The following is a 20,377-nucleotide window of genomic DNA, read 5'->3' on the forward strand; positions in this document are numbered from 1 at the left end:
GCAGAGAATGCACATCAAGCATTCTTTGCACATACGAACGGTGCTCCGGCGGGGATTCCGGTTTTGTCTTAGACTCTCCTCGCGACGGAGGTGTCCCCGGACCTTAAGCCTCCCTCCCGCCCAACCCAGCCAGCCCGCTGCCGCGGGATTCCTCTCACCGTCCCCCTGCCTCACCAGGAAAACACTATATCAACCCAAAGCATCTCCTGCCCCCAGTTCCAATAAGCATGTTCCCTATCCGTTTCCATCCGCATAGCGTTCCCTTTCTTTATCACATGAAACGTATCCCCCACCTGAACGGTCAGCTCTCCTTCTGTTACCAGAATATATTCTGCCGTATGCTCTCCATGGGATTCGGTCGCATATTTGCAGCCGGGATAGATCTGTATTTTATAGATTTGAAAGCTCCTCTCCTCCTCATAAGGGAAATAGACAAAAACCTTATATTGATCTTTGGACTTTTTTATGGGAGCGATCTTGTCACCCTCAACGATGTATGTATCAAGAGGCGGCGTCCCCAGTAAATCCTGGAATTTGACACGGAGTCCGCTGACAATTTTCCCCAGGACTGCCACTGTGGGATTGGACTGTCCCCGCTCAATCTGCCCCAGCATACTTTTGCTGATCCCAGTCTGAACAGAGACTGCGTCCAAACTCATATTTTTTGCCTTTCGAATCCTTTTCAGATTTGCTGCAACGTTTTTATTCAATACATCCATAGAACACATTACTCCTTTACAGACAGCAAAAAGGCGCTCTGGTAGTCTACCAAAACGCCTTCGTTTTCTCAATATGCGATTAGTCTAGCAAAAATGTGCCCAATTGTCAACCAGTCTTGCCGGATTTCTCAATTCTCTAATCATCTGCCTTTTCTGCAATCTCAGTTTTATTTTTGTAAATACTGTTGGAGGGAACCACACCTCTTACTGATGACAGAGGATAGATATTGGTATGTGAACCCACAACGGTTCCAGGATTCAGCACAGATCCGCAGCCCACTTCCACTTCATCTCCGAGCATAGCTCCGAATTTTTTTAAGCCAGTTTCAATCTTTCTGTTTGCTGCCTTTACAATCACAAGCTTTTTGTCAGATTTCACATTTGAAGTGATGGATCCAGCCCCCATATGAGACTTAAAGCCCAGGATCGAATCCCCTACATAATTATAATGGGGAACCTGTACTTTATTAAATAAGATAACATTCTTAAGCTCTGTAGAGTTTCCAACCACAGCCCCCTCACCTACCAGAGCATTTCCTCTGATAAATGCGCAGTGACGGACCTCTGCATCCTTTCCGATGATGGCCGGGCCGTTGATATATGCTGTGGGAGCTACTTTAGCACTCCTTGCAATCCAAATATTTTCTCCTTTTTTCTCGTACTCCTTCTCATCCAAAGAATTGCCCAGCGACACTATAAATTCGCTGATATGGGGAAGCACCTCCCAGGGGTAAGTATACTTCTCCAGCAGTTCCTTTGCCAATGTCTGGTTCAAATCCTGGTATAACTCTTTAATTGTTAACTGCTCCATTTGTTTTCCCTTCTTTCTTTTTATTTGCCGATGACCGGCCGGGTGATGTCTTGTAATTCTGTGCCGCCTTATCAAAATACTGGCGGAGTACATACTGGTTGTTCAGCTTCAGAACCCCGTAAGTTCTGCTTTTGATGAAGTTCTCCAGCTTCACCATGTATTCTTCCGAGGTAATATCCCCTTCTGCCACATAGGTCAGCCCCTTTTCCCAGCTTGCGGTTAAGTCCGGATTCAGCAGGGAACGGATGGACGCATTCACCACATCAAATATCATCTCTCCCAGAAGTGTGGGAGTAATTACCTGCGTCTTCTTATTCAGTCCAAGGTATTTTATGGTCACTAATTTCTTCAGTATCTCTGCTCTGGTAGCACTGGTTCCGATCCCGCTGCCCTTGATCTGAGCCCTCAGTTCCTCATCCTCTATGAGCTGACCTGCATTCTCCATGGCAAGAATCATAGAACCAGAGGTATAACGCTTGGGGGGCGAGGTTTCCCCCTCCTTAATCTCAAAGCCGTCCACCGGAATTACTCCCTGCTTCTTCAGACTCTGAAGCGCTTCTAAGAAGGCTGCATCGCAGGAAGTCTCCTCCCCTTTTTCACCTGAGTCTTCTTTTTTCCTGTCAAAGGAATTCCCCGTCACTTTCAGATATCCCTCTGCGATCAGAACCTTAAAGCTGGAAAACAGCCGCTCCTTTTCCACAAGCGTCACCAGGTTCACCTTCTGGTACACCGCGGGAGGATAAAAAATACTCAGGAAACGCCTTACGATGGTCTCATATACCTTTTGGGATTTTTCCGGAAGCCGGTTTATGGCGGCAAGCCCTTGTCCGGTAGGAATTATAGCATAGTGATCCGTTATCTGCTTATCATTTACGTACCTTGTCTTAGCTATATTTTTGTAACTTCCTTTTTCAAGTATCTCAGCAGCAAAAGACTGCCCATGTATATAATTACGCAGGCCTCCAATATTTTTATGAATTTCTTTTGCCACAGCAGAGGAGAGCACTCTGGCATCTGTTCTGGGATACGTAACCAGCTTTTTTTCATACAGTTCCTGCACCACCTGAAGGGTTTCATCCGGACTGATTTTAAAAAGTCTGGCGCATTCATTCTGAAGCTCAGCCAGATTAAACAGCAGAGGCGGATTTTTATTTTCCTTCTTTTTTTCAATCTTTTCTATGACTGCCTGCAGGGGCGGATGAGCGGAAAGTATATCAGCAAGCTCCCGGGCATGTTTCTTTTCCTTAAATCCGTTTTCCTTATATAAAAGGGGGGACTGAAAATACCGGCTTCCCTCTGCCGCCCTCCATTCCCCGTCAAAGGGCTTGCCGTTAAGGTTCAGTTTTCCCAGGACCCGGTAAAAAGGGGTTTTTACAAAGTCCCGGATCTCCCTCTCTCTGCGGACCACCATCCCCAGTACGCAGGTCATCACCCGTCCCACGGAGATTGCCGTATATTTCGTATGAAGATAACCAGATACCACATTTCCGTACTTCAGGGAGAGAAGCCTGGAGAAATTGATCCCCATCAGGTAATCCTCCTTGGCTCTGAGGTAGGCAGAAGCAGATAGATTGTCGTATTCAGACAAATCCCTGGCCTCACGGATTCCCCTTACTATTTCATCCTCTGTCTGAGAGTCAATCCAGACTCTTTTGCGTTCCTTTCCCTTCACCCCGGACATCATTTCCACCAGACGGTAGATATACTCACCCTCACGCCCGGAGTCTGTGCATACATAGATGGTGGCTACGTCCTCCCGCTTTAATAGTCCGCTGACTATATCAAATTGTTTCCTTACGGAAGGGATGATTTCATATTTGAATTCCTCCGGCAAAAAAGGCAGGGTCTCTAAACTCCACCTTTTCAGCTTCGCGTCATATTTTTCCGGGTAGCTCATGGTGATCAGGTGCCCTACGCACCAGGTCACAACAGCGTGTTCCGATTCCAGATACCCGTCGCCCCTTCTAAAATTCTCCTTCAGTGCCTTGGCGAATTCCTGGGCTACACTGGGTTTCTCTGCTATATAGAGTGATTTTGACATTCTGCAATTATTCCTTTGGCATATTTTCATCAGCAATTTTTGATCCAGCTTATTATACCATCCTAAGATGAATAACACAAGAAGACAAAACCGGCAGGGAAACACGCTGCTGACGCGCGCTTCGCCTGCCGGCTGCTGCTTACTGTTTTTATTTTGCTGTGATATAACCTTTTGCTTTCAGAGTTTCCGCACACAGAACAGCTCCTCCTGCGGCCCCTCTGACTGTATTATGGGATAATCCCACAAATTTAAAATCGTATACCGTGTCTTCTCTCAGACGTCCAACAGATACACCCATTCCTTTTTCATAGTCAACATCTGCCTTCACCTGGGGACGATTATCCTCTTCCAGATACTGAATAAACTGTTTTGGAGCGCTTGGCAGATCCAATTCCTGAGGTACACCTTTAAAATTCACCAGACGATCGATCAGCTCTTCCTTTGAAGGTTTTTTATTAAACTTAACAAAGACAGCAGCTGTATGGCCATTTAACACTGGCACACGGATGCACTGGCAGGTAATTACCGGAAGAGCGGCCTTCTTAATTACTCCATCCTCTACCTTGCCCCAAAGCCGCAGAGGCTCCTGCTCACTCTTTTCTTCTTCTCCCCCAATATAAGGGATAATGTTCTCTACCATCTCCGGCCAGTCTTTAAAGGTTTTTCCGGCACCGGAGATTGCCTGATAAGTAGTGGCGACTACTTCAACCGGTTCAAATTCCTTCCAGGCAGTAAGAACCGGCGCATAGCTCTGAATGGAGCAGTTTGGCTTTACAGCCACAAACCCCTTCTGGGTTCCCAGACGCTTCTTCTGAAATTCGATCACTTCAAAGTGTTCCGGATTGATCTCAGGCACTACCATTGGCACATCAGGGGTCCATCTGTGAGCGCTGTTGTTGGATACTACCGGTGTCTCCGTCTTTGCGTATGCCTCCTCGATAGCCTTAATCTCATCTTTTGACATATCCACTGCGGAGAAAACAAAATCAACGCTGGCTGCCACTTTCTCTACCTCATTCACATTCATAACCACCAGCTTCTTAACTGCTTCCGGCATAGGGGTATCCATTTTCCAGCGTCCCCCCACTGCTTCTTCATAGGTTTTGCCCGCGCTTCTTGCGCTGGCCGCTACTGTTACTACTTCAAACCAGGGATGTTCCTCCAACAGGGAGATGAATCTCTGTCCCACCATACCTGTCGCTCCTAAGATACCAACTCTCAACTTATCGCTCATAATACTTCTCTCCTCGATATTATTTCTATGTATGGTACAAAAACACGGCTACATCGTCTGTTTGTTTTTGCACCGCGTACATTTGTCTTTCCTAAACAATACTATACTATATGCAGGGAAAAATCAACACTTTTTTTAATTTTTTTCCAGATATTTTCTGTTGATCTCTATCACCTGTTTCATAGCCTCTTCCCCCGGCGCACCTATAGTCATTCTCTTTTCCACGCAGGTTTTCATGCTGATGGCATCATAAATATCTTCCTGGAAGGCTGGGCTAATCTTTCTGTATTCTTCCAGGGACATATCGTCCAGAGAGATTCCCTTTTCAATGCAGTACAGAACCAGCTGCCCTACAATTCCATGGGCATCCCGGAATGCAACCCCGTGATTCACCAGATAATCTGCGGCATCTGTTGCATTGGTAAATCCATTCCGGGCGCTGGACTCCATATTCTCTTTCTTAAACTGCATGGCAGCGAGCATGCCGTTAAACAGAGCAAGGCAACCCTTTACCGTATCAATGGCATCAAAGGTCAGCTCCTTGTCCTCCTGCATATCCTTATTGTAAGCCAGAGGGATTCCTTTCATAGTTGTGAGAAGAGACATCAGGGCTCCATAGACTCTTCCGGTTTTCCCCCGCACCAGTTCAGCAATGTCCGGGTTCTTCTTTTGGGGCATAATACTGCTGCCTGTGCTGTAGGCATCATCGATTTCTACAAATTGGTATTCGTTGGAATTCCAGATAATTATTTCTTCAGAAAAACGGCTCAGATGCATCATAATAGTGGACATTGCAGACAAAAACTCGATCAGATAGTCTCTGTCCGACACAGAGTCCATACTGTTTAAGGTAGGTCCCGCAAAGTCCAGAAGCTCAGCCGTATACTCCCGATCCAGAGGGTAGGTAGTTCCGGCAAGCGCTCCGGAACCCAGAGGACAGTAATTCATTCTCTCCAGGATATCCTGAAGACGCCCTCTGTCTCTTTTAAACATCTCAAAATAAGCACCCATGTGATGTGCCAGGGTGATCGGCTGGGCTTTCTGCAGATGCGTAAATCCCGGCATAAAGGTATCTGTATTCTCCTCCATGATATGGAGAAGCGTCCAAAGAAGTTCCTTAACCAGTCCATCCATCTCTTTTACCTCATCTCTGGTATAGAGCTTCATATCCAGAGCCACCTGGTCATTCCTGCTTCTTCCTGTATGAAGCTTTTTTCCAGGTTCCCCGATGCGTCCGATAAGAGTTGCCTCCACAAAACTGTGAATATCTTCATATTCACTTGTGATCTCCAGGGTTTTGTTTTCCACATCCCTTAGAATCCCCTCCAGTCCGTCCAGAATCTGCGTCTTTTCTTCCTCTGTGAGAATTCCCTGCTTTGCAAGCATCTTAACATGTGCCATGCTTCCCGCAATATCCTGTCTGTAAAATTTCTGATCAAACCCAATGGATGCATTAAAATTATAAACTAACTGGTCCGTTTCCTTTGTGAAACGGCCGCCCCATAACTGTGCCATTTTTTTATCCTCATTTCTTTCTTCATTTTATCTTCGCTGTCCGCTTATAATCGTGTATTAGTGTATCATCTAGCCCAAGGCATTGCAAGAATTTTGTCGGCTTTTCTGCTCTCTTTTGGCCGTCTCCCGCTCTTTTTTAGAGAATGCGCAGCCGCAGTAATCCTGCCGGTAGATTCCATATTCCCTGGAAAGTTCTGTGGAACGTTTATAGCCATTTTTCTTCTTGAAATCCGAGGAAAGATAAGCGGTCCCATATTTCTCTGCCAGCGCCTCTCCAATTTCGTTTAGCTTCCCGGCATTTTTCAGAGGGCTGATACTCAACGTAGTAGTAAAGAAATCATATCCCCCTTTTTTCGCCTCCCTGGCTGCTTCCTCCAAACGCAGGGCATAACAGCGGAAGCACCGCTCTCCTCCTTCCGGGATCTGTTCATATCCTTTTACTGCATCATAGAATTCCTGTTCCCTGTATTCGCTTCCCAGAAACTCTATGGGATGTGCCGCAGGCAGGAGGCGGATAAACTCTTCCTGCTCCTTTCTCCTTTTCAGAAACTCCTCCCTGGGATAAATGTTCGGATTATAATACAGGACTGTAATCTTAAAATAGCGGGACAAATACTCCAGTACATAGCTGCTGCAGGGTGCACAGCAGCTGTGCAGAAGCAGACGCGGTACAGAACGCTCTTTTTTCAGCCTTTCGATGACTTTTTCCATTTCCTTTTGATAATTTCTGTTCATGTGTGGTTTCACCTCTTTTTCATTATAGCATCAGCACTCTTTTCTTTCAATTTCATATGATACTATATACACATCATGGAGGACGCCTATGCAAACACCTTTGTTAGAATTAAAAGATATCAGTCTTTCTTATCACAGCGAAGATGGAGAGACTTTAGCACTATCCCATATATCTTTTCAGGTTCAGCCAGGTGAATTTGTCGCCATAGTAGGCCCCAGCGGCTGCGGCAAATCCACGCTCCTGAACCTGATCTCAGGCCTTCTCACCCCTGAAGAGGGAGAGATCCTGATGAATGGAAAGAAATTAAGTGAGAATCAGATGAATATCGGCTATATGCTGCAGAAAGATCACCTGTTTGAGTGGAGAACCATATACAGCAACGTACTGTTAGGATTAGAGATTCAGAAGAAAGATACCCCTCAAAAGAGAGAGCAGATTGATTCCCTTTTGCAGACATACGGACTTGACACCTTTAAAAACTCCAAGCCTTCGCAGCTGTCAGGTGGAATGCGTCAGAGAGCAGCCCTTATCCGCACTCTGGCATTGGAACCTGACCTTCTTTTATTGGATGAACCTTTTTCTGCTTTGGATTATCAGACACGCCTTAATGTAAGCGACGATATTGGCAAGATTATAAAACATGAATCTAAGACCGCCGTATTAGTAACCCACGACATCTCGGAAGCCATCAGCATGGCCGACCGCGTTATCGTTCTGACCAAACGCCCCGCAACTGTTCAGAAGACGGTTCCTATAGAATTGGAAATTGACCAGGAAGAAAGAACCCCCATGGGTTCCAGAAATGCCCCTAATTTCAAAACGTATTTTAATCTTATCTGGCGGGAGCTGAATCACGGTGAGTAAAGAAGTGGTTAAAATGTCTACGGGGCAGAGACAATACCTGAAAAACCTGAAGCGCTCCCGTCAGCTGGTGCAGCTGGCACGGGCAGCAATCTTTGTTATCTTTGTAGCACTGTGGGAAATCAGCACGCGTCTTACATGGATAGACTCCTTTGTATTCAGCAGTCCCAGCAGGGTTATAAAAACCATGATCTCCATGGCACAGAACCACTCCCTGTTTATTCACATGGGAGTTACTCTGTGGGAGACACTGGCCAGTTTTTTCTTCGTCACAATCTTCGGTGTGGGCATCGCCGTACTTCTGTGGTCCTCCCCCAAGGTATCGGCCATCCTTGAACCATATCTGGTAGTTTTAAACAGCCTCCCAAAATCTGCGCTGGCTCCTCTTCTTATCGTATGGCTTGGGGCAAACACTACCACAATCATTGTTGCGGGCATGTCCGTGGCAATTTTCGGAGCTATCATAAACCTCTACATCGGCTTCAAGGAGGTAGATCCGGATAAGATAAAACTTATCTATACTCTGGGAGGAAAGAAAAAAGATACTCTGCTGAAGGTTGTACTTCCGGCTTCTGTACCTGTAATTCTCGGGGTTATGAAAGTTAATATCGGCCTTTGCCTGGTAGGTGTGGTAATCGGTGAATTTATCGGCTCTAAAGAGGGGCTTGGTTATCTGATCATCTATGGCAGCCAGGTATTTAAGCTGGACTGGGTTATCATGTCAATCGTACTGTTATGCATTATGGCAATGATTTTATACTCTCTCATTAATCTGGCTGAGAAAATGTATCTGAAAAGGCTGTAGGCAAGAGACCAATAAAATGAAGAGGAAGGCACAGCATCCTTCCTCTTCATTTTATTTGACTGGCAGCCCGTTTCCTGGAATGATATTATTCCTGTCCTTTTATTGACTTTGCCTGTTTTGTTAAGATTACTGATATTACCAGACCAGCAGCCGAGAACACAAACAAAAGAATAAAGATTTTATGGAAGCCTGCTGCCACATTGCCCGCCTTAGTTGCCTCATCCAGCCATACACCGGCAACTGTAGGAACAATAAAATCAGGTATAAAAGCAATAAATGAAACGACTCCTGTGGCAACCGCCGTCATCTTCATTGGGATACCCGCCTGACCCATAGTACTCCAATAGGTGGATTTCATTATATTTGCAATAAATGCAAGGATCATTGTGATAACAATACATACGGGCACTACTTTGCTTGTAAGCATCATTGCTGCAGTAGCTGCTATCACTGCCGTAAATAATACAAAAAAGCCTTTTCCCTTGAAGGTAAACTTATCCAGCAGCCAGCCGCCGATAAATCCGGCCAGAAATACAATAATATAGCTTCTAATAATACCAAGTGTGGAAGCCGTGGACTCAGCAACTCCAAGAACGCGTACCGTATAGGTGGTCAGATATCCATTACCCAAAGTCCAGGATACGAATGCGCAGGCTACCAGACCAATAGTAATCCACACCCCCTTGCACTTGAGAGCATCCAGCATAGTATATGATGTTTCACTATCATTCACGATGTCCTCCCCGTTCAGTTCCCCCTTTGGAAGAAAGATAAAGGCCAGAATGAGAAAGAGTACACAGATAACCATCCCCGCAAGGAGAACAAAGCGGAAACCGGAAGCAGCAGACGCTGCCGCACCCATAATGCCCAGAAAGAGAAAGCCTCCCACAGCCTGAATAATTCCCCGGGTAGCCTCGCTGCTTCCAAAAAGAGTACTCTGGCTCTCTTCATCCCCAAGAGAACGTATCCCTGTCAGGTAGGCAGACCACAAAGTGGCAATACCAAAAAATCCGTACAAAATGTGTACGATCATTAAAACTACAAAATTAGTTGTCATAGAATACACCACCGTACAGGCAGCCAGACCGGCTAATGAAATAATGATCAGATTTCTGCAGGAAAACTTCTCAGCAAAGATGCCTCCAATAGGATAACAGAGAGTACTGGTCAGAGATACCGCCGTAGCCATCAGTCCCATCTGTGTATCTGTGAGATTTAGCGCAGCAGTCATCTGATCATAAAATGTAAACCGAAGATATGGAATCTGATAAGCGAGCGCAACGGTTGCACTCAATATAATAAAAATCATTAACTTCTTAAAACCCATTTTTCTCATAAGCTTCTCCGTTCCACCGTCCGATTGACGGTACAATTAGTAATAGGGCAGTCTGTCCCCTTTTGTAAACCATACCGGCTGACTAATTCAGAATTCTGCCGGATACTTTGACAGGAAAAGGAATATTGAAATTCTTCAGAAAAGCAACTTTTTCATAAGCCTCCTCAAAAGTCATGGGCTTCAAATCGCTCATTGTATATCCCCGCCCGAGATATTCATAGGTAGACTCTCCAAGGCGGTGGTACGGCAGGAATTCCAGTTCTTCACAGGAAGCAAGCGCTTTGCAGTATTCTGCTGTCTCTGATATATTCTCTGGATTATCATTTATATTCCATATCAGCGGAACACGGATATGAAGCGCACCCGGCCTGCTGAATTTGGATGCCTTCTTTATATTTTCTAAAATCAAATGATTATCCACACCTGTATACTGTTTATGTATTTTACCATCCATTATCTTAATATCAGCGTAAAACTCATCCAGGTATGGCAGCAGCATTGCAATCCGACTGTAATCCCCATACATATCCAGTTCGGCCATAGTATGAATTCCCGCATCTTTACATAAAGATAAAAGGTCCCTTGCAAATTCCGCCTGACAAAGCACATCTCCGCCACTTAAGGTGACACCACCACCGGAGTGATAGTAATATACTTCATCCCGCAAAATGATTTTCATCACCTGTTCCACAGTCATAACCTGGCCGTAAACACCAGCCGCATTTGACGGACAGACCTTTACACAAATAAGACACTTCGTACACTTGTTATCATCTCTCTTGATTCGGTTTGCACTTTCGTCCAGAGACAAAGCCTTCTGCGGGCAGCTGCTCACGCATTTGCCGCAGCCTCGGCATTTAGCCTGCCGATAGTAAAGTTCCTGTTCCATTTTCTGAGATTCCGGAGTTGAACACCACCTGCATCTGAGGGGACATCCTTTAAAAAACACCACTGTCCGCAGACCTTTTCCATCATTCGGTGATAGTTTCTCGATTCTCAGAATTTGAGCTTCTCTGCTCATACAAATAACCCTTTCCTATTTATTCTCTACTATGTTTACACATTCACTCCGGCATGTGCCGTCCGCGAAATAATATCATCCTGAACCTCTTTTCCCAGTTCCACAAAGTAGGCAGTATAGCCGGCCACCCGGATTAATAATCCTTTATGTTTTTCAGGATTCTTTTGTGCATCTATGAGTATATCCCTATCAATCACATTAAACTGCACATGGAAAACTCCAAGCGAGCACATACTCTTCAGAAAAGCCATTAAGGACTGGGTAGAATTTTCACTCTGATTAAACGCAGGATCCAGCTTCAGATTCAGTAGAGTTCCCTGGCTGAACCTTCCATGGGGAATAAAAGAAACAGATTTCATTACGGCTCCCATCCCCTCTATGTCCGTTCCCGCATTCGGGCTGACCCCGTCGGCCAGGGGAACATATGCCTTTCTCCCTGACGGAAGAGCACCGACCTCCAGGCCAAAAGGCGTATTTCCTGATACCGGAAGAATCCCTGCCGTCATGTGGCCGTACTTACTGTCAAAGGATTCAATCAAGTCAGCAATAAAGCTAAACAATTCAGCGGTTAATTGATTTACATCCTCATCGTCATTTCCGTATTTCGGACATTCCAGGCACAATTTTTCTATCTCCTCAAAGCCAGTAAAATTATGCTCCAAAGCTTCCAAAAGTTTCTCCATACTTAGCATCCTTTTATCATAAACAAGATACTTCACTGCATAGACGCTGTTAATCAGGTCCGCTACCCCAATGGCATCCAGACCGTTGCCTACATTGTATTTCGGCCCGCCCCAGGCATAGTCTTTTGCTTTTGTAATACAATCCTCAAATGACAAAGACAGGGCAGGACATACTCGTTCCAGACAAATATCATCATTTACATGGTTTCCCGCAACCATTGCCCGTATGATGTAAGTAATCTGCTCTTTTACCGCTTTAAAAAAATCTTCAAACGACTTAAAATCACATGGATTCCCTGTTCTTGCCCCGGCGGGAATGCCGTACTTTCTGCTGCGGCCATCATTCAGAGCAAATTCTACAACAGAACCTAAATTGTAGTCCGCATATGACGTATAGCAATGCATCTTTCCTGCAAGATTGGTTTCCACACAGCCGCAAGGATTCCAATTATATGCCTCCTTCAAAGGAATTCCCTTGTTCATCAGCATCTGAATGCCAACCTCATCACAGTGAAATGCCGGGAATCCCGTACCCAGTTTTATCAATTCCGCCACCTTTTTCAAAAATGCATTGGGATTGCGTACCATATGATACCGCACAGACAAGGACGGCTGATAAAGCTGTACGTCCATGGTAGCCTGGAGAATCATATAAGAGAGTTCGTTGACAGCATCCATTCCATTTTCATCCACACCGCCTACACAGATATTCTGGAACATAGGATAGCCTGCAGAATATTGGGCTGTCTTTTCATCCTGAAAGAGGCATGGCTCACTGAACTTGACCCACAGGCAGTCGAGCAGTTCCTGAGCCTCCTGAGGTGTAATTCTCCCTGCTTCCAGATCTGCTTTGTAAAAGGGATAGAGATATTGGTCCATTCTTCCCGGATTATAGCTTGCCGCATTCTGTTCCATAAAAATACAGGTGTGATATATATAGAAGGATTGGAGTGCCTCTCTGAATGTCTCCGCAGGTTTTTCAGGAACTCTTCTGCAGATCTCCGCGATAGACAGTAATTCTTCTTTTCTCGTCTTAACGGTCTCGTTTTCTGCCATCCTTGATGCTTCTGCCGAATAACGCCTTGCCAGCTGAATTACCCCGTCAGCACTGAGAGAAAGAGCACGGAGATATACCATCTTTTCATAATGGCCCGGTTTCGTGATATCCAAAGCTGCTCTCGTCTCTTCAATCCGTCTTTTTATCCCTTCTATCCCCTCTTTTATAATCATTTCGTATCCCGCAGTTGTCTCCCCCCAGCCGCGGACAGCTTTGCGGTTAATATACAGGACCCCGCAGTCACGAAGAATTCTGGTATCTTCTGGTATCTGACAGAGCCATTTTTCATAGGTAGACCTTCCCTTCCAGTAAGGGCGGATCTCATCCACAAAATGCTCTCTATCCTCATCCCTCAGATAAAAAGGATCGTATTTCCTAGTGCTTATGGTGTCCAGCTCATCATCCAGTACAGACCAGCAGGTATCAGGGCACAGCAGGCCACCACGCTGCTTGCTTCCTGAATTGCCCACAATCAATTCATCATCCCATATTTTTACTGTCTTTTCCAGACACTGCTTTCGAAAGGCATATGCCTTTTGAACTACTAAGGGTTCCCCCTCTGACTCCCGGAACCCCCGGGTCAGAATCAGTGCATTTTCAAGATCCATTTCCGGACGAGTATTTAAGACCCTGTTTTTGAGCCTCATAATACGGTTCATGTTTACTTTGTCTTTCACAATAGTTACCTCCCATATGTATTCCTAAATGAAACGGTTTCCGGCCGAATACTTATTGTTATAATAACTATAACATTTTACATATGTTTTAACAAGAGGATAATTATCATTTAAGAAATATTTCTTATATGATATACTTATTAATGACAAAAACTATGTCTATAGGGGTTTCATTCCGATATGCGCTAGTTTTCAGGTGATATTTAAACAAACTTTATTATAAAAAAAAATGATAATTTATCCCAGTTTCGACTATACAGCCTAAAAACACAAGATAAATTATCATTTTAGATAAACAAAATATTCCCAACTTATGAAATCATCCCGGCAACAGCAAAATTATTTTACCGGATATGTTGTCCTTTATTTGGAGATTTCGATCCAGTAGCTGATGCATTCTTCAGATGAACGGTTTGTTATCGTATGCTTTGTATTTGCGCGTATCATAATACAGTCTCCTTCTGAAAGTTCATAGTTCCCATCATCCATTTCCAGCCCCAGCTTCCCTTTGGCTACTATTCCGAATTCGTCGTAGCTATGGACATTATAAGACTGTTCCCGCATACCGCTCACCAGCGTCAGGACATTCACTTTAAAATGCGGACTATCCTCAAATACCGACTCAAAATCAAGAGCATTCACAATCCCGTAAATAGGAAGGCGCTCCTCTTTCCGTAAAATATAGCTCTTTTCTTTGTTAGTACTGCTTATCTTCTCTGTCTCTGTCTCATCAATCATTAATTCATTAGCTGTGATATCCAGAACAAAACACAATTTTTGTATATTTTTTACCGATGGATTTACAGCCCCCCGCTCAATTTTACTAATATATCCGGTAGATATCCCCGACCGTTCCGATAACTGCTGAAGCGTCAGCATCTTTTCTTTACGCAGGCTTTTTAACTTTTTACCCAATAATTTGAAATCTGTCATATTTATTTCCTCATTCTTAAGATAATTTCTAACAGTGCCGCCGTTCTATGGGCGGGTATACCACCTTAACCATATGATAAAGTATAACATAAGGCAGAGAGAATGATAAGTAATTTTCTCGATTTGTCCGGATTTTCTTCTCTTTATGTCAGCAGAATACGAGAAAAGAATCTCCCGGAGGTCTGTATGAACAATCCTCCGGGAGATTCTTACTCTAAATTATACCTAGCCAAAAAACATACTCCTGCTAATATATTTCCATAAACTTCTGCAGCTCTGCATCAATATCGTTAGGCAGAGTAGGTTCTCCGTAATTTTCCAATATTTCTTTCCATTTTTTATTGGCCCGCTCTTCAACAGAAAGACCGCCTCTGCTCTTCCACTGATCATACACCCACCGGTCACCGATTGTCGGCATGTAGAATTCATCCCGGAAGTTTTCCAGTGTATGATCATGTACAAGAAAAGTGCCTTTAGGTCCGATCTCTTCTATCACATCGTATGCAAGTGTTTCTTCGTTGACAGCCACCCCTTTATTGATTCGTTTCATATAGCCAATAATCTCATTATCAATTACCAACTTTTCCAAAGAGGTACAGTTATAGCCTTCTATAATTCCTACACCGTGGAGAATAAAATTTCCGCCTGCCATCTGACCCATCGTAAGAGTCACTGCCGATTCATAACCTGCCTGTGCATCCACCAATTTAGAATCAGAAAGTGCACCGCTGATTCTGCATGGAATCTGATAATATTTTGCCAGCTGTCCCACAACCAGGGAAACCAGGGCGTGCTCCGGGGAACCAATGGATAATACCCCGCTGGACATCTCCGCGTTCGATCCGGCACCCGAGTAGACAATAGGAGTCCCCGGGCTAATAAGCTGAGCCAGGACAATCCCCGCCAGAACCTCTGCATTCTGAACCGAAACCAAGCCGGCCAGAGTAGTTGGAGCTGTCATTCCTGCGATCGCAAGAGAATTAATCAATTGGGGCTGACGTGCCTCTGCATAAGCCATCAGAGCTCCCAACATGCTGTCATCATAGGCAAGGGGAGTCAGTGTGCAGGGAATAGAGGCCATAATTGGCTTTTCTTTTATTGCTTCCATACCGCCAAATGCAAGAGAGGCCATTTCAATACCCCTTTTCGCATTTTCATACCCCAGAGAGCTCCCCATAAAAGGCTTCTCACTGTACTTTAATGTATTATAAAGCATAACATCGGGACGCCTTGCCACCTCAACATCCCCCGGTTCGCAGGGAATCTGGCTCTGGATATCAACATTTTTCAGCCGATCGCAGATTTTAATAATTTCAATAAAATCTGCCAGCGTTCCCGGGCGTCTGCCTCTGTCCATATCTGTAACAAACGGAGGACAGTTTGGACCGGCATACACAGAATCTTCCGTGTTAAGTGTCACATTGTATTTCGGATTACGGGCATACATAGTGAAGGATGACGGAACATTTTTCAATTCCTTCTCAACCATCTTTTGCGGAAACCGTACTCGTTCGCCATCAAGTATAGCACCGCCCTTTTCCAGAATATCTCTCGCAGGCCGATACGTCATAACCACTCCGATATTTTCCATAATGCGAAGTGTATTTTCATGGATCTGTTCAATTTCATTTTGTGATAAAACCTGATATCTCTGCATAAGTTTTTCTCCCTTTTCATTTTATTTGATACTTACAGCTGCCCCAGCTCTCTGCAGCGGTCAACACAGGCCTTTATGCCCTCTTTCAGGCAGGTATCAAAGCCAAATTCATCCATTTTATCAAGAGCAGCGAGAGTCGTCCCCCCCGGAAGGCGCAGCTTATTTTCCAGCGTCTCTGCGTTCATTCCTGAATTCAGGAGCATCTCAGCACTGCCCTTCATCGTCTGAGCGAACAGCCGCAGCGCAGTCTTTTCATCAAAACCCATATGTACCGCCTCTTCTACTACCACCTGGGCCATATGATAAAAATAAGCCGGAGCTGAACCATTTATGGGAACAACTTCACACATAAGAGACTCTGGTATCTCCTCAACGATACCGCAGCTTGACAGGAAACGATTTACCTCTTCAAAATCCCCATCCGATACCGCAGGTGCTCGAGAAACCGCAAAAGCTCCCATACCTGCCTGGGCTGTCAGGGTAGGCATGCACCTTACAACCTTACACTTATCTCCCAACCTCTCGCGATACCACTCCGTGCTCATACCCGCCACAACAGAAAGCAGCACGGTTTCAGAGGACAAAGCCTCCTTCACCTCTTGTATAATAGAACTAATCACCTGAGGCGTCACAGCAATCAAAACAATAGGAGCACCTTTTACCAATTCCCCAATAGACTCAAAAGCAGTATAGCCTCTCTCTTTGAATTCTTCCCGTACGACTGACGAAATATCAAAGATAGCCATCTCGTCCGTTCTGTAAACACCGCTTTTTTCCACACCTGAAAGAATCGCCTTTACGATATTCCCGGCCCCAATACATCTAACTGTTGTGCTCATTATATGAACCCATCCTTTCTCCTGCGCTTCATGCGCAATTAAATTTTCGAGTTGAGGACATTAGCCAATTCATTGTATCTGTCCCCCTTTATCTATAGTATATAGCAAGCTTTTTATCCCGTCAAGATAATTTATGATAATTTTCTTTTATAGGATAATTTCGAGATAATTTCACACAAAAACAAAAGCAAAGGCTCTAACTACTGTCTGTAGACTGCCTTTGCTTCTGATCAAGCTTATATTTTTTTTCATATACCGGGGGCCTTCACAGAACAGGGAACCCCGCACATACACTTTCCGCAGGCATCTCCCGCCCCAATGGCATATTGCGGCACGATCTTTCCGTATATCTGCTCATTGCATTTTTTCCTTTCATAACTTATATCCTTGCCCTCTCTTTCAAATGCAAGGTTCACACACCGCTCTACACACCTGCCGCAGCTTCCATTTCGTTTATAGAGACAGTACTCTCTGTCCGGTCTCTTCGTAGGAGTAAGGCTCAGGTCTGTGACGACACTGCCCAGCCTGCCGCAGCAGCCGTTTTTAGTGATAAGTACATGGTGGATCCCAAATGTGCCGATTCCAGCTATGTAGGCAGCGCTTTTATGAGACCAGTCACTGATAAGCTTCTCTTCATCATAATGATACGTGGGAGGAAGCAGAGATGCATGGTATCCCGCAGCTTCCATCTTTGTACAGAGAAACTGATTGAGATCCAGCAGAAGCTGATTGGTTTCTATGTTGGCGTAGTCCCACTCTCTGGAACTTTCCTCATCCGGGATATTGCTGTTGATAACTTCCGCTGAAAAAGGTATAAAGTAAGCTATAACTGACCTCGCACCCGGCAGTATATCCGAGGGAAATGCATGATTGGGTCCGATAGTTTCCTTCAGCTTCCGAAACAAAGGATCCCCTGCGTCTGCGATGCCTGTTATGGGCGTTCTCCAACCGGTCATAGTAGAATTATTTTCTTGGTAGGTGCTTACAAATGCTGCAACCATATCTTTTATCTCTTCATATACCATAAAATCCCCTTTCTTTTCCTATGCCCCGCACTTTTCTTGTTGATATAAATAGCAGCATTTGCATGGTCAGATCCGCTGCTCAATAACAGATTGATAGATCTCCAGATCGCAATCTTTGTATACATTAAAGATAACCTTTTCTATTTCCGCATGCTCTTCCAGATACGCCGCTGTTGTTTTCACAGCGATCTCTGCCGCTCTTTCATTGGGAAAATGAAATTCTCCTGTGGAAATACAGCAGAACGCAAGGCTTTTTATGTTGTGTGCAGAAGCACACTTCAAACATGACTGATAACAATTTCTCAGCTCCTGCTCCAGGGAGCGGCTGAGACTCCCGTGCACAACGGGACCCACCGTATGGATCACGTAGTTTGCAGGCAGGTTGTAAGCCAGCGTTATCTCTGCACCGCCGGTGGGTTCCTCATAATCCGCCCCGTACAGCTTCCGTTTCTTCTCCATAAGTTCAAAGCACTCCTGTCTCAGCTGTACTCCTGCCGCGGAGTGAATGGCATTGTCAATACATCTGTGGCAGGGCACAAAGCATCCCAGCATGCCGGAGTTTGCCGCATTGACAACAGCATCTGCGGCGAGCCTGGTAATATCTCCCTGCCACACAGAAATCCTCTCTGCAAGCCTGCCAAAGACTCCATATTGTTCCTTCACGGATGGAATTTGTTCCGGAGTTACGATTCCCTTCTCCCTGGCTTCTTCCCGAAGGAATTCGTCCTGAAGCTGCAGAAACTTCTCCGGAAGGGGTCCGGGCATCCGGAGATTCATAAGGGCGCGCAGAGCGTTTCTCCTCTCCTCTTTCTCCACTTTCAAATTTTTGTAATCCAAAGAGTCCTCACAGAATCCTCTCAGCAATCTGTCCAATCTCTCATCCTGATCCATTACCTGCTCCTTTCTCAGGCTTTGTTCCGGTATACACCTGCATGTTCCAGGCCAAAGCACGCTCAAGAACCTCTCCGATGTCCCTGTCAATACACAGAGACCTGCCGCCTATATCTTTCGGGGCAAACGCCTCTGTGTTATTGACACAGATATAAAAAGCCCCGGGCTCCTGTTGAGTCATCTGCCAAAACGGATATTTTATAATCCCCGGCGTATTATACCCCGTACCCAGCTCCAGAAACAGAAGCCGCCGGTTCTGATGCCGCTGCAGAAACAATGCATATCTCTCCGCAGCGAGATGCCACCCCTGATCTTCAACAAAGGTCTGATCCGCACGGAGATTCATACTCATAGGCCTGCCGCACACCGGACAGCGCGGAATCAGTTCCGTGGGTACCAGCATATCTTTCTGCTGCTCAAACATCCGGCGGATGGTTTCTTCATTGTCGTAGGTTTTTCTGTGGCAGGGCTTGCTGCACTGGAACAGTCCGTAATCCCCCTGTGTATAGAAAAGCCTCTGCCTCTCAAAACCGGCGGTTTGAAACTGGTGGTCAACATTTGTAGTGAGCACAAAGTACTCTTTATCTCTCAGCAATTCCAAAAGTTTCTGATAGACAGGCTTAGGAGCATCCATATAACGGTTAATCCAAACATACCGGCTCCAGTAGGCCCAGTATTCCTCCAGCGTATCGTAAGGGTAAAACCCTCCGGAGTACATATCATCGAAGTGGTATTTTTCTGCAAAGTCCCAAAAATATTGGCGGAAGCGCTCTCCCCTGTAGGAAAAGCCGGCAGAGGCAGAAAGACCAGCTCCTGCTCCTACAATGACAGCCTCTGCCTGCTTCATCTTTTCACACAGTTCTGCAATGGCATCCACTGTAATCACCTCTAGAATTCATAAGGAGGATTGCCGGAAAAATCGGCAATCACGCCGTGGGGATGGTCCAGATAAAATACGGTAAAAATCGGATTATCAGCAGTATTATACTGCCCTTTCACAATAGGATTTTCCATGCAGCCTTCCTTCACTTCCATATTATCTTCAAATACAGCGGTTCCGTGCAGACGAAGCCAGGCATAGGATGCGTCGGATATACTAATCTCCACTTCCGGGTTTTCCTGCATATCCTTATAAACCTCTTTCTGGTTATTCGTGCAGAACCAAAGCTTACCGTCTTTTTCAAAGCTGAACATAAACGGACGGCATTTTGCTTTCCCGTCTCTGCCCACGGTTGCCAGATACTGTACCGGATTCGCCTGTAAAAATTCTACTACTTTCCTCATTTCCTCTGCTTCCTTTCTTATTTACATACCGGGACACGCCTGAAAAGCTGCCCCGCAGATATTTTGAGTTTCCTACAACAGCTGCTGTTTATACAAGTATCATAAAGCCTTCAGTATCTTTTGAAAAGTACGCACTTTGAAGTGGGATAGGCACTTATAAGAGACATAGTATATAAAAGATACCATGTACCTGTCAGCGCAAAAATGCAAAAAGGCATTCTGGAGCAAATATCTCTTTAAGATTCGTGATAG

At 45.1% G+C, this 20,377-nt stretch carries 18 protein-coding genes; 2 read left to right on the forward strand and 16 right to left on the reverse strand.

Annotation, left to right across the window (positions count from 1 at the left end):
• Nucleotides 1-170 precede the first annotated feature (170 nt).
• The 6 genes from BUA56_RS14555 to BUA56_RS14580 form a co-directional block, all read right to left on the reverse strand.
• Complete coding sequence (locus BUA56_RS14555; RefSeq protein ID WP_072853032.1) at nt 171-719, reverse strand: helix-turn-helix domain-containing protein; 549 nt, start codon at nt 717-719, stop codon at nt 171-173.
• A gap of 136 nt (nt 720-855) precedes the next feature.
• Nucleotides 856-1,530 (reverse strand): acyltransferase, encoded by a 675-nt coding sequence (locus tag BUA56_RS14560; protein ID WP_072853034.1) that lies wholly within the window; start codon nt 1,528-1,530, stop codon nt 856-858.
• Entirely contained in the window at nt 1,511-3,571 is a 2,061-nt protein-coding gene (locus BUA56_RS14565; RefSeq protein WP_072853036.1) for a DNA topoisomerase, read from the reverse strand. The genes BUA56_RS14560 and BUA56_RS14565 overlap by 20 nt, the downstream gene beginning before the upstream one ends.
• A gap of 148 nt (nt 3,572-3,719) precedes the next feature.
• Nucleotides 3,720-4,805, reverse strand: a complete 1,086-nt coding sequence (gene asd / locus BUA56_RS14570) for an aspartate-semialdehyde dehydrogenase (RefSeq protein WP_072853038.1) — start codon at nt 4,803-4,805, stop codon at nt 3,720-3,722.
• 135 nt (nt 4,806-4,940) lie between these two features.
• Nucleotides 4,941-6,320: an argininosuccinate lyase gene (argH, locus tag BUA56_RS14575; protein ID WP_072853041.1), complete on the reverse strand. Its 1,380-nt coding sequence runs from the start codon at nt 6,318-6,320 to the stop codon at nt 4,941-4,943.
• Nucleotides 6,321-6,389: 69 nt separating this feature from the next.
• Nucleotides 6,390-7,055 (reverse strand): epoxyqueuosine reductase QueH, encoded by a 666-nt coding sequence (locus BUA56_RS14580; protein WP_072853043.1) that lies wholly within the window; start codon nt 7,053-7,055, stop codon nt 6,390-6,392.
• An 88-nt stretch (nt 7,056-7,143) separates the two neighbouring features.
• On the opposite strand from BUA56_RS14580, the gene BUA56_RS14585 reads away from it, so the two are divergent.
• Complete coding sequence (locus tag BUA56_RS14585) at nt 7,144-7,920, forward strand: ABC transporter ATP-binding protein (RefSeq protein ID WP_072853045.1); 777 nt, start codon at nt 7,144-7,146, stop codon at nt 7,918-7,920.
• Entirely contained in the window at nt 7,913-8,722 is an 810-nt protein-coding gene (locus tag BUA56_RS14590) for an ABC transporter permease (RefSeq protein ID WP_423241201.1), read from the forward strand. The genes BUA56_RS14585 and BUA56_RS14590 overlap by 8 nt, the downstream gene beginning before the upstream one ends.
• Nucleotides 8,723-8,807: 85 nt before the next feature.
• Here BUA56_RS14590 and BUA56_RS14595 read toward each other — a convergent pair whose 3' ends face one another.
• The 10 genes from BUA56_RS14595 to BUA56_RS14640 all read right to left on the reverse strand — a co-directional run bounded on the left by BUA56_RS14595 (nt 8,808) and on the right by BUA56_RS14640 (nt 20,125).
• Entirely contained in the window at nt 8,808-10,058 is a 1,251-nt protein-coding gene (locus BUA56_RS14595; RefSeq protein ID WP_072853048.1) for an MFS transporter, read from the reverse strand.
• Nucleotides 10,059-10,140: 82 nt separating this feature from the next.
• Nucleotides 10,141-11,079: a glycyl-radical enzyme activating protein gene (locus tag BUA56_RS14600; RefSeq protein WP_072853050.1), complete on the reverse strand. Its 939-nt coding sequence runs from the start codon at nt 11,077-11,079 to the stop codon at nt 10,141-10,143.
• Nucleotides 11,080-11,114: 35 nt separating this feature from the next.
• Nucleotides 11,115-13,496 (reverse strand): glycyl radical protein, encoded by a 2,382-nt coding sequence (locus BUA56_RS14605; protein ID WP_341443446.1) that lies wholly within the window; start codon nt 13,494-13,496, stop codon nt 11,115-11,117.
• Nucleotides 13,497-13,859: 363 nt separating this feature from the next.
• The gene (locus BUA56_RS14610; RefSeq protein ID WP_072853052.1) at nt 13,860-14,429 is read right to left on the reverse strand and encodes a helix-turn-helix domain-containing protein; all 570 of its coding nucleotides are present in this window, start codon (nt 14,427-14,429) and stop codon (nt 13,860-13,862) included.
• A gap of 247 nt (nt 14,430-14,676) precedes the next feature.
• Nucleotides 14,677-16,086, reverse strand: a complete 1,410-nt coding sequence (locus BUA56_RS14615) for a trimethylamine methyltransferase family protein (RefSeq protein ID WP_072853054.1) — start codon at nt 16,084-16,086, stop codon at nt 14,677-14,679.
• Between the two features lie 32 nt (nt 16,087-16,118).
• Nucleotides 16,119-16,925 carry a pyrroline-5-carboxylate reductase gene (proC, locus tag BUA56_RS14620; RefSeq protein ID WP_072853056.1) on the reverse strand — a complete coding sequence of 269 codons (807 nt, stop codon included), beginning with the start codon at nt 16,923-16,925 and terminating at the stop codon, nt 16,119-16,121.
• A 248-nt stretch (nt 16,926-17,173) separates the two neighbouring features.
• Complete coding sequence (locus BUA56_RS14625) at nt 17,174-17,950, reverse strand: epoxyqueuosine reductase (protein WP_072853057.1); 777 nt, start codon at nt 17,948-17,950, stop codon at nt 17,174-17,176.
• Nucleotides 17,951-18,016: 66 nt separating this feature from the next.
• Complete coding sequence (locus BUA56_RS14630) at nt 18,017-18,841, reverse strand: protein-ADP-ribose hydrolase (protein WP_072853059.1); 825 nt, start codon at nt 18,839-18,841, stop codon at nt 18,017-18,019.
• Complete coding sequence (locus BUA56_RS14635; RefSeq protein ID WP_139249497.1) at nt 18,828-19,688, reverse strand: SIR2 family NAD-dependent protein deacylase; 861 nt, start codon at nt 19,686-19,688, stop codon at nt 18,828-18,830. The genes BUA56_RS14630 and BUA56_RS14635 overlap by 14 nt, the downstream gene beginning before the upstream one ends.
• Nucleotides 19,689-19,729: 41 nt before the next feature.
• Complete coding sequence (locus BUA56_RS14640; protein ID WP_072853063.1) at nt 19,730-20,125, reverse strand: pyridoxamine 5'-phosphate oxidase family protein; 396 nt, start codon at nt 20,123-20,125, stop codon at nt 19,730-19,732.
• Nucleotides 20,126-20,377: the final 252 nt, after the last annotated feature.

The organism is Lactonifactor longoviformis DSM 17459 (assembly GCF_900129135.1).
GTDB lineage: Bacteria > Bacillota > Clostridia > Lachnospirales > Lachnospiraceae > Lactonifactor > Lactonifactor longoviformis.